Here is an 11,370-nt window from a genome sequence, read left to right as displayed (position 1 = left end):
GATGTACCAAGCGCGAAGATCGCCGAGAGTGTCGGTTTTTCTGTCCTTGGTACTTCTAGCGCGGCTATTGCTAATAGCCTTGGGAAGGAAGATGGAGAAAATATCCGTTTCAAAGACCTTTTGTCGATTGTAAAAGCAATTGTTAAGTCTACAGAACTGCCTTTGACCGTAGATCTTGAATCTGGCTACGGAGATACGCCTGAAATTATAGCAAAGAATATTATTGAATTAGTTAAAGTTGGAGTTGTTGGAGTCAACATAGAAGACAGTGTCGTGGTAGACGGTGAAAGAAGCTTGCGTGACAGCTCCCTATTCGGTAAAACAATAGAAAAAGTTAAAGAATGCATTCGCGAAGCAAGTCTTGATACTTTTATTAATGTCAGAAGTGACGTGTTCTTACTTAATGTTGAAAATCCTCTTGCAACTAGTATTGAGAGAATTAATAAATATCAACAAGCGGGCGCAGATGGCATTTTTCTACCCTGTATTAATAAAAAAGACGATATAAAATCAGTTGTCGATAGCACGCCACTACCGATAAATGTGATGTGTCTACCGGGATTACCTCGTTTTTCAGAACTGAAAACTCTCGGTGTAAAACGCATAAGCATGGGTAATTTTGTACATGAATCAATGCTTGCCTCTCTATCCTCTATCTTGGCCTCAATCAAAAGAGAGCAATCTTTTGATACATTGTTCATCTAGCTCATATTCGTTTCAACCAGTTCTGACTGAAACACTCTCAGTGCGATCATCGCTAACAAGGGTTTGCTCCGTTACGAGGTTTGAGGTCCAAAGGAACGAAAACGTACGGTAGGCCCCAAGAAAGGTGTCTACTAAATCAATTTTTACACAAATGCGTCTATTAATTGCTCATTTTCTATTCCTCTTAACTTGGGGCTAAAAGATTTGCATCACCTCTAAGGAGTGTCAACAACAAGAAAGTTAAATATGTATAAAATGCCACATGTAGTGGTCAACAAATTCCGGACACTGACTTAAGCCGATTTTCAGCATTCACTGGCGACAGCCCATCATTTGCTTGATGAGGCCGTTGCCGATTGTAGTAAATCATCAGGCAATGGCTGATGTCTTTCTTAGCTTGATCTGAATGGAACATCACGTTCTTCGGACATCCTCTTTGCTCCCAGGCCATGTCCAAAGCTTTAGAGACTAATTCGGTATCAGGCTTATCGGATAAAGACCACCCCACAACGCGTCGGCTAAATAGGTCAAGCACTACCGCTAAATAGCTCCACTTCGAACCTGACCAAATATAAGTAATATCGCCACACCAAATACGATTAGGAGTACTCACAGAAAACTCACGCTCCAGTAGATTTGGAATGCCTAACCTCTCTACTTTTGCATGTCTATATCGATGTGAACCTGGCTGTTTACTCATTAAATCAGCTTCACGCATTATCTGGCGAACCTTAAATCGCCCGGCTTTTATGCCTTATGCGCTCAGCATTGAGACAAGAGTACGACTGCCAGCAGAGCCTCGACTCATGTTGAAGAGTTCTTTAATTTGGCTAGCTAGACGAATACGATTGGCATCCGGCTTGCGTTGCTTAAACTTGTAATAACAAGACGAAGCTACGTTGAACAGCTCGCAAAGCATTTTGACCGATTCATGCTCCCTCAACTTGTCTATTAACGAGAACGTTCGAGTTCGTCTGACATTAAGAGAGCGGTGGCCTTTTTTTAATATGGACTTCTCTCGTTCTGACCGGTTAATCCGGGCTTCTAACTCTTGGATTTTCTTTTGCTCAGGCGTGAGGGCTTTAGTTACTGGAGTCACTCCATCTCTCTCAACTTTGAGTTGGTCGACCCATCGCCGTAAAGCTGTTTCACCTACGCCCATAGAGTTAGCTGCTTCAGGTATGGAATACTCTTGGTCAAGAACCAAACTTGCAGCATCTAGTTTGAACTCAGCTGAAAATGTACGTCGTTGTCGTTTTGTCATTGAACACCTCATTTATGGTGGAGACTTTACCACCTAATTTGGTGTCCGGGATCATTAGACCACTACACTTGTCGAGAATATCGAGGTATTTATGTCAGAACATAACAACGACCAAATCACACAGAAAGACCTACTCAAACTATTGTTTGATCAGGCACAGCATAACGCCACGCATGAAGAAGTCCAAGCGGTTCAAGAAGAAATCAAAACGACTAATAAACGATTTGAAGGCCTTGCTACACGTGAAGAGTTAAAAGTCGAGGTTCAACAACTAGACTCTAGAATAGAAGCTAGTATTGATTCGCTACGGACGGAGATGGAAAAACGTCTAGACAAACAAGATATACAAATCGCTAAGCTGGACAATCATTTTTCGCTAATCGATTATCAATATTGATACATATTTTTTCGAGGGTTTAAATCGTTTTAAATAACCAATTTTTACAAAAAAACGCCGTGGGGACGGCGTAAAAAACAAATAGGCGGGAGCCTGTTAAGATAACAAACACAATTAACGCGGCGATCTGACGATCAACTTCAATATACTCAGAATGCTGCTATTTTGTTAGTTTTATTTTGTAAATGTTATTTTTCATAATTGGTAATGGAAAAACAAAGCTGTTGATGTAATGTTTATGTAACAGTGGTAAATGACTTTTTAATTTTGTTGTCAGATAGTCATTACTATTTGGATTACTTGTCGGTATTGTAAATACCGCATCCGTTATAATGATGCGCTTTTTCATGATAAATTTATGTGTGAATATATGGTGTGGTTTGGGCCTTTGATTAAGAAGAGCTTTGTTTAGATTAGTATCGTATAGGAAATGTGAAATGGTAATATATTCTATTAGTTATATCTTAAATAATTCTGGACGTAAGTACGAAAAATTTATTCAGTGATACGAAGTTTTGGGGGATAGAATCATATAATGGAGTCAACATGGCTGATATCTACATCGTTATCGGCATCTCAAGTAGTTGGTAAGTTGACCTCATATCTTGACAACAATGACAAAGTGTTTATATCCAAAGTCAATACAGATGAATATCAAGGATGGTTAGATGAAAATACATGGAAGGGTATTAAAGAGCATACTTGATAAGAATAAGCATGTGGCGTTGGATGAACGTGGTATCTCTATAAATAAACTGCTCTACCATTTATCGTTGGTTCATCGAATATACGCAGAAGTTACGTAAAAATCAGTCCATGCTGTCAGATCCTTAGTGGTAGTTTAATAAACTCTAGGTAAAGGAAAGTTGTTCGATTTTTATTTATCCCACAAACGCAATTATTAAACAGTTTATGAGTTTTTAAAGCTCAGCCTTCGACACAATCTATTCTATTGATCCAGCTTACTACTCCGATAAAGAAGTAAGAGTGGTTATCGATGGTTTTAAAGTTCGTAAACGGCTTAGGTTACGCCTCCAAGGTCTAGAGTCGTTGGGAATATTAAACAATAGACAATCTGATTTAAAGTCAGTTCACTTTTTAAAGCTATATGCCTATTCGAAACTAGGTCCTCTGTTACACAAAGCGCAATACCTTCCCCCTCAATGCGACATCAGGGTATTAGTAAAGAATGAAACAACACCTATGGAGAGATGAGCTTGAAAGATTCTAGTTTTATATGGAAAGCTAACGCTGTTGCTGCAATTTTTGTTTCATTTATGTCAGCTTCTTTCGCGACAGAATCTGATGAATCAAACAAGGAGAATTCTAACTGGACGGGTTACATAGCAACAACTTATAGGGACAATTGGGTAGACGACTACAGAAGCGAGCCACAAGTCGACATTGACTTGAAAGTCGGTTACGAGTTTACGGACGACTTCAGCGCAGGTGTAATTACAGGCGAGTACTACTTAGATACGAGATATTGCTCGACACATACGAAAGACTATTGGTGTGTATCTCCTACTTATCTTTACAGCAAGTTTTCAGATATCTATAAACTCGGAGACTTTGCGAATATTGACCTAAAAGGTAATATTCTGTTGCCTACAACACAGTATGCGCAAGATACGCACCTTTATTTAGGTGTCATTCTAGCGACTCCTTTGGATATAGATGTAGACAGATATGTTGATGATCTAGATTTAGTTTTTACCCCGTCTATTACCAAATACTTTAACAAATATAAGACCGCTGGCAATACCAATTTAACTGAATACATGTTTAGCCTAGGTCTGTCTAGCAGCTATCAAATCATAGATCAATTGACCTTTACTTTTAGCGCATTAAACAGTCACTACGTGACTTATAAGGGGGATACTTTGTACCCAAGTATTAGCCACTCAGAAGAACTGGGATATGACATCAACGATGATCTTTACGTCGGAATTGGTTATTCCAATAACGCCCAGTTCTACAACCCAGACAGAGGTCCGAATCCAATCTCAGGATTGTTTGATGACAAAGACCCTCACTATTACCTTACTTTTAGTTATAGCTTTTAGTCTTATAGCGCTCAGTTTCACATGAGAGAAGCATTGACAGGCTGTACTCGACTCATTTTGACTGCTCGCGGTGTGAGTCGTGCTGTTTGTCTTTTAAAGAAAATACTAACAGGATGTCACAACGATGAAGAAAAAATTTTATTGTACTGGTGCATTGGTAGTTGCCGTTGGACTGGCTGGTTGTGGGCCAAAAGATGAGCCCTATAAAGTAGTAGAGCGCTCTCCTTATGAGCTATCAACTTCTGATATTGATAATTTATCTAACGAAACCTTTCTATATCGACGGATGATGGGGGAGACTCCTCGCTATCTAACTACTGTCGGCGGAAAAATGGGCATAGGCGGCGGAGTTGATGACACTAAATTAGTAAAACTCATTAAGACCGAGAACGGGATTCAAGTTGCACAAATTGACGGTGACGTTATTGGCGAAGGTCATGAAGGACGATTTAATACGGACAACAATCTCATTCCAATTTTGACTATCGGTGGTGATTACGTCGACTATAAATGTAAGGAAGACAGTTATGATAAATGCACCAATAAAGAAGAAGTTGACGACAGTGACGCTCTAACATGGGATAAAAAACGCTACTTTGTTCCTGACTTCTCAAAAGTTAGCATTGCAGAGCAAACATTTACCAACTTGTTTGACAGGAACTGTTCCGTTTCTGTCGACAGCAAAGTGTTAGCAACAGATGAAAGCCAAAAGTGGAAAGGTTATCTTTTGGATTTGAACAATGGCGTTATCAACTTCGAGATTAAATCGACCTATACAGTGCCATCTATAAACTGTATTTCAAGATATAGTTCAGGTTGGGACGTGGACAAATTGAGCTTCACAACTACCCAATACTTCTCGATTGTTGCACGCGATAAAATTGTATCGCCTAACTACAAAGCGATCCCTTACCAAGAAGGTGATACCAACTTATACGGCTACTTCTCCCACAGTAAAACATATCGAAGCAATGAAAATTTAAGCAACGCTGACGGCACAAAACGCACGTACCTTCGTCGTTTCAACCCTGATAAGGGGTCCTTAACTTACTACTTGTCGAATAGTTTCTGGGATGAAAAGAACGCTATTTTTCTAGCAGCAGCAAAAGAAGCTGAAACGATCATCAATGTTCAAAACCGCATGTATGAGACAGGCTTACCAGAGATTAAGTTTGAGCAAGCCTATAACAAACGCTATGGTGATCTACGTTACAACTATCTTCGCTTATTCGACCAACCGCTAGACAATGGTCTATTAGGCGTTGCGAATCTTAGTTCTGATCCGCTCACAGGTGAAATTGTAAGTGGTGGCTTTAACCAATTCAGTGGCAACTTCCTAGGCAATGCATATTCCCAGTATAATGTCATCGTAAACGACTACAATTTTGGTCGAATGAATGCTGACAAAGTGAAAGAAATCTTAGACATTGATCAATACCCTCTAAATGGCAAGCCACAAGAACTTCCTGGTGTTACCAGCTTCACCACAAATAGCATTCCACCAGAGATTCCAAAAGATGACTCCGAGTCTAGTTCTAAGACCGTAGCTCAAACCGCATCTTACTTAAAATATTTAGACGAAACTAAGGCGCGCCCGACACAGAAAAAGTTGGTAGATAATGCCCAAAGCAAAACTCAGTTAGAGACTTGGGACGACGGTTTCCCACTTCTACAAGAGATACTTCGAAATAAACAGAAACCTGTTACACCGGCTTCATTAACTGTGCTATCCGACAGCGTTGCTCAGCCGCTAGTAAACCCAACTCCGGATGAAAGAGCTAAACGTAATCATGATTTAATAAAGCTTTACAGAGAAAAACTTCGATACCTTTCTGAAAACAACATGTTAGTTGCTGATGCTGCTAGTTTGGGTGGTGGTATGCGATCTCTGCCTCGGGGGGTAAAAGGGTTTACTATCGATTGGAAGAACCCTGAACTATGGGTGAATGGTGTTGTTGGCTCAAGACTGAAAAAAAACAATCAGCTTTCAAAATCTTTGCGTAGCAGCATGGTACAGAAAACTGCAGGCGTTGGTTTTATTGGAACCATTATTCACGAGTTTGGACACAGCATCGGTCTTCGTCACAACTTCAAAGGAAGTCTTGATCAAGAACACTTCTTTAGCCAAGAAGATATTGCAAAGCAGAAAGCCAAATTGAGTGACGCTGGTTATCCAAATGCTAGCCTTTCTACAGACTCAACATCAACTATGGAATACGGCGTAGACATGATGGGAATGGGCTTCGGGCCTTATGATTTGGCAGCAATTCGATTTGGTTACAAGCGTGAAGCTCAGGACAATAGAGCAAGCTTAGACGATTGGAACAATCCTAAGTATTGGCACTCACTGAAAGAGTTTGATGAAGCACGCCGTGCTGAGTGGGCGAAAGATGAAGATAACGGCGCTACTCGTCTCGGCTCTGTTAAGCTACTAAGCGAGAAAATCGCAAGTGAGGTTACAGACTTGAATCCACAAGATTCAAGTAATAGATGGAGCAATTTCATTGGTATGAAATATTGTACTGACGGAAATGTTTCCTTAAATAGTAACTGTAATAAGTTTGACGTTGGCTTCGATATTGACCAAATTAGCCAATACTATATCGAGCGTTATCTAAACAGCTACGAATCTCGCAACCTACGTAATGAGCGCCGCGCCTTCCACACAGACGACTATCATTCCTACATCCCAGATCGTATCAACGAGTTCGATAGAATGCATGAAGTAATTGAAGATACAGCCGGCTTAGAAAAACGCATGGGTTGGAATGAGAACTCCTTTGACAAGGGGTGTTATAACTCGCCAACCAGATGGTACTGTACTCGAGTCAGCGCAAAAGATCGCGTTACCAAATTCTTTTTGCAGGTTCTAACTCAGCCAAATGCGAGGGTATTGATCAATTTCAGAAATAATGAATCCGGAGAGCTACTTCTAACGACTCCATTGGAGTACTCTTTAGACAGTATCGAGCACATGTACGCCAATGGTGTTTATGATGGTTCATTTGATAAAACACGCCTAACGAAAGATGAGCAACTAAATATGGGGCAGGTTATCACCCAATACGCCGATGCTCCAAAATGGTTTGATGAAATCGCATTTCAATTGCTATATACCGGTCGCAATGAAGAGCAACTCCGCGCTTCAGAAACTCCGGTAATTAAAGTTGTTGGTTGTCGTTTAAACTCAGCAAAAGCGAAGATATCTGATCCACAGCACCCATACTCCAACGAGAGAGACGTACTTGGTATTTGGCCAGATCGCTTAATAGCAATGCAGCAGTTAGTTACTCGCCATACGTCCCGATACAGCGATACTCTCACTTATGCAGCACTAGTGGATTACGGCCCTATCAATCGTATTTTCAAAAGCGTTCTGTGTCGAATGGCAACTGGTGGGGCGAACAGTGCAATATCAGATCTAGTTAATACCGAGTCGGTGTGTAACCAGCTAGCCATTCAAAAATTGGTTAAATCAGAGGTGCCAGTTCCTTCAGGGTATGACTATGAAACCATGCAAATGTCAGATGGTACTCCTTGGAATGGTATTAATAGCATCGACGATATTTATCCTTACTATGAGGATACTTCGAAGCAGTACATCGAAGGACTATCACCTGCATTGACTCGCAGTGTTGAATCATTTGGTTTCGATGAAAATGCTGGCGTGACTAAGGGCGAAACAAACTTGTTTGGTGCATTAATGAACCAAATTGTCCTTTACTCAACTGATAGTGACAGCCGTGGTCAAGAAAAGGCTCGTCTAATTCGAGAGTTTGTTGGTGTTCACCCGTCAACGGACAACGTTAATGGTCTCACTACAACGATCAAGGGCAAAGATTACATCATTACTGATGAAAATATCCTAGCGTTCAGCCTAGCTAGTGAAGTTACGAAAATTAATACACGACTTGCAGATAAAACTGATACAAGCAGTGAAAAGTATAAGGAACTTCTGCGAGACAGATTGCAACATACAAAATTTGTGTTGGGACAATTGCCGGTTCTTTAGTTTAAATTTAAATATATGAACGGTGGGAGATAACTCTCCCACCGTACTAAACCAATAGCCTTATCTAAATCCAAATAACTTTATACGCCTCTTAAATAAGTAGTTTGTCCTATTCGTTGGCTTTGAAAAACGAATTAATCGTACAGATTGCAAGTTTAATATTACATAAATACAACCCAAAATAGTGAAATTAATATTATGAAAAAATATATTCACTCCCTGTTAGTACTGCTGCTTGTGGCTACTTTCAGTGCGCACTCAGTCGAGGTGAAAACATTTAAGTTTTCTGATAGCGGCACACCAACCACCTTTGACCCCGCACAGTCATCAACCGGTTACAGCAACACTATTGTAACTGCTGTGTATGACACACTGTATGAATACAAATACCTAAAACGTCCTTATGAGTTAAAACCTAACCTTGCGACGGCAATGCCAAAGGTTTCAGAAGATGGCTTAACCTATACTATCAAGATTAAGCCGGGGGTTCACTTTATCGACGATGCTTCATTTGTTAACGGCAAAGGTCGCGAAGTACACGCAAGCGATTTTGTCTACTCGATTAAACGCCACTTTGATCCGAAAAGTCGCTCACAAGGGGCTTGGTTATGGGCCGATAAATTGGTGGGTATGAAAGAATGGAAGAAAAACGGTGCGAATTATAGCCAAGTTATTGAAGGCGTAAAAGCGCTAGATGACTACACTATCCAGATAAAACTCGCCATGCCTTATCCGCAGTTAACTTATACCCTAGCCATGGCATTTTCTGCAATTGTACCGAAAGAAGCGGTTGAAAAATACGGGCGTGAGTTTGCAACTCATCCGGTTGGCAGTGGTCCATTTAAACTGGTGTCTCACAACAACACCAAGACTATCTTAGTGCGTAATGAGCAATACCGCGATGAAACCTTCGACTTAGCAAAAGAAGGCTATGACCCTGCAATACACGGAATTACTGGTCTTAAAGAACTGCAAGGCAAAAAGTTGCCTATCGTAGACCGAGTCGAAGCTAATTGGATTAAACAAAGTTCAGCACGTTGGAACTCGTTCACTAAGGGTAACGAAATTGTAAACACTACGCTACACAACGACATGCTAGACGAAGTACTTGAGTCGCGCGATCCGGTTAAGCTCCGCCCTGAGTATGCTGAAAAATATAACTTTCATGTATCAACAGAGCTTGGTTATGTCCATAATAGCTTTAACTTTGATGATGATTATTTTGGGCATTCTGATAACCCCAAAACCAATGCCCAAAACAAAGCACTACGCTGTGCTATTATCAAATCATTTGACTGGCCAAGACGCATCTCGCGCTTCTATCTAGGTATGGGGCACGCTTTCCCTGGACATATCATTCCAGGTACCGATGGCTACGATCCTAATATCGACACTGATTCTATTACACAAGATATTGCCGGTGCACAGAAGCTACTGAAAGACAATGGTTGGAACGCAAAGACGCTGCCAGTACTTACTTATCCTTCAGTCTCAAGTGTGCTTGCTAAGCAATTCTTTGAGCAGTTCCGTGGTAACCTGATTAAGATTGGTTACCCAAAAAACAAGGTTAAGTTTAAAGCCTACGCTACCTTTGGCGATTTTTCTCGCGATATTAATAACAGTCAGACTCAAATTATCCCTATGGCGTGGGGCTTAGACTACCCAGATGCACAAAATACTCTACAGCTATTCTATGGCCCAAATCGCTCGCCAGGCTCAAATTCTGCGAACTACGCTAACCCAAAATACGACGCACTGTATGAAAAGGCATCAGAAATGCAGCCTAGTGCTAAGCGCAGCGCTATATATCAGCAAATGAACCAGATCCTCATTAATGATTGTGTCAGTATTTCAGGTTTCTCTCGCACAAGTGTGAGTCTATGGCACAAAAACGCCATTATGTGGCCAGAGCGCAATATTCTTGGAAACTACTTCAAATACGTTGATATTCAGTAAGGAGCTAATGTAATGGAAACGTTGAAGTATTGCTTACGAAAGCTTATCTACAGTGTACCGCTATTATTTGGTGTTACTCTGATCAGTTTTATCCTTATGGTCTACTTTGCCCCAGATAAAACCTATGATTTGCTCGGCCGTAACCCATCTTTGGAACAGATCGCAGAGGTGCGTCATCAACTGGGCTACGATCAGCCTTTTACCACTCGTTATCTACATTATCTCCATCAAATCTTTACTTTCGATTTTGGTTACTCAGATTCAAGTGGCGAAGAGGTGATCAAAATACTTAAGCGCACCATTCCAATTTCAATCATGTTAGGGTTGCCAGGCTTCGTGCTTGGTCACATTATTTCGATTGGACTGGGATTGTTTGCTGCTAAGAATCGTGGAAGCTGGATTGATAAGTTGGTCATGTCTTCTTCTGTGGTCGGGATGAGCATTTCTTATCTTATTGTCATCATTGCATTGCAGTTAGTGTTTTGTTCTAGCTATGGCTTGAATATGTTTCCTGTATACGGATGGGACGTTTCTAATCTACAGGATTATCTGTATTACGTTACAGTTCCAACCTTGTGTTCTGTGTTCGTAGCGGTGGGGTATACGACGCGTTTTTATCGTGCAATCTTGGTTGAAGAAACCAACCGCGACCATATTCGCACCGCCAAGGCGTTTGGTCATTCCTCGACGAGCATTTTATTTAAACACGTATTAAAGAATGCCATGATCCCAATTATCACCCGAATAGTATTTTCGATTCCATTTGTGATGATTGGTGGCTCGTTATTACTAGAAAGCTATTTCGGTATCCCAGGGGTCGGATTGATTACTTATGATGCAACCACTACCGGTGACTTACCAATATTAAAAGCAGTAATTGTGTTGATTACTTTGCTGTTTATTTTGATCGTCAGCACCGTAGATATTATCTACAAAATATTCGACCCGCGAATTTCCTTAAAATAGAAAT

Annotated in this window: 6 protein-coding genes and 1 pseudogene; 6 read left to right on the top strand and 1 reads right to left on the bottom strand. The window is 40.7% G+C overall.

The genetic code is table 11. The annotated features are described in order from the left end of the window. Window positions 1-705, top strand: a 705-nt coding sequence (locus HRQ85_RS15945; protein ID WP_172380043.1) for an isocitrate lyase/PEP mutase family protein, incomplete at its 5' end; no start/stop codon positions are given. Between the two features lie 271 nt (window positions 706-976). Here HRQ85_RS15945 and HRQ85_RS15940 read toward each other — a convergent pair. Next, window positions 977-1,969, bottom strand: a pseudogene (locus tag HRQ85_RS15940) (IS3 family transposase). Window positions 1,970-2,060: 91 nt separating this feature from the next. Here HRQ85_RS15940 and HRQ85_RS15935 point away from each other — a divergent pair. The 5 genes from HRQ85_RS15935 to HRQ85_RS15915 all read left to right on the top strand — a co-directional run bounded on the left by HRQ85_RS15935 (window position 2,061) and on the right by HRQ85_RS15915 (window position 11,366). Next, entirely contained in the window at window positions 2,061-2,366 is a 306-nt protein-coding gene (locus HRQ85_RS15935) for a hypothetical protein (protein WP_172380042.1), read from the top strand. A 1,277-nt stretch (window positions 2,367-3,643) separates the two neighbouring features. Beyond that, window positions 3,644-4,432 carry a hypothetical protein gene (locus HRQ85_RS15930; RefSeq protein WP_172380041.1) on the top strand — a complete coding sequence of 263 codons (789 nt, stop codon included), beginning with the start codon at window positions 3,644-3,646 and terminating at the stop codon, window positions 4,430-4,432. Window positions 4,433-4,556: 124 nt separating this feature from the next. Beyond that, window positions 4,557-8,444: a zinc-dependent metalloprotease gene (locus HRQ85_RS15925; RefSeq protein ID WP_172380040.1), complete on the top strand. Its 3,888-nt coding sequence runs from the start codon at window positions 4,557-4,559 to the stop codon at window positions 8,442-8,444. A gap of 198 nt (window positions 8,445-8,642) precedes the next feature. Then, complete coding sequence (locus HRQ85_RS15920) at window positions 8,643-10,400, top strand: ABC transporter substrate-binding protein (protein WP_172380039.1); 1,758 nt, start codon at window positions 8,643-8,645, stop codon at window positions 10,398-10,400. A gap of 12 nt (window positions 10,401-10,412) precedes the next feature. Continuing rightward, on the top strand, window positions 10,413-11,366 hold the full coding sequence (locus HRQ85_RS15915; protein WP_172380038.1) for an ABC transporter permease: 954 nt from the start codon (window positions 10,413-10,415) through the stop codon (window positions 11,364-11,366). Window positions 11,367-11,370 lie beyond the last annotated feature (4 nt).

The organism is Vibrio sp. Vb339, from assembly GCF_902751245.1.
Taxonomy (GTDB): domain Bacteria; phylum Pseudomonadota; class Gammaproteobacteria; order Enterobacterales; family Vibrionaceae; genus Vibrio; species Vibrio coralliirubri.
Note: the sequence above shows the minus strand (reverse complement) of the source record. Positions and strands in the feature narration are given on the sequence as shown.